The following is a 228-nucleotide window of genomic DNA, read 5'->3' as shown; positions in this document are numbered from 1 at the left end:
CTGGGGGTACTTGACCCCCAGATCGGACTCAGAGAAGTCGGTCAGGGCCTGCCAGGCGGCCTCCTGGCTCGGGGCGGTGTAGATGGGTTTGAGAGCGGCGGCGACCTTCTTGCGGTCCCCGTAGGACACGAACCGCATCGAAGCACGGATCAGGTGGACCACGCAGGTCTGGACCGTTGCCTGGGGCCAGGTCGCCTCGATCGCCTCGGGCAGGCCCGTCAGCCCGTC

1 protein-coding gene is annotated in these 228 nt (G+C 68.0%); it reads right to left on the bottom strand.

Annotated features, from left to right (window positions below; translation table 11 throughout):
* On the bottom strand, positions 1–228 hold a 228-nt coding region (locus HMPREF2883_RS07960; protein WP_176747177.1), incomplete at both ends, for a transposase.

Source organism: Actinomyces sp. HMSC075C01 (assembly GCF_001812965.1).
Classification (GTDB): domain Bacteria; phylum Actinomycetota; class Actinomycetes; order Actinomycetales; family Actinomycetaceae; genus Actinomyces; species Actinomyces acetigenes.
Note: the sequence above shows the minus strand (reverse complement) of the source record. Positions and strands in the feature narration are given on the sequence as shown.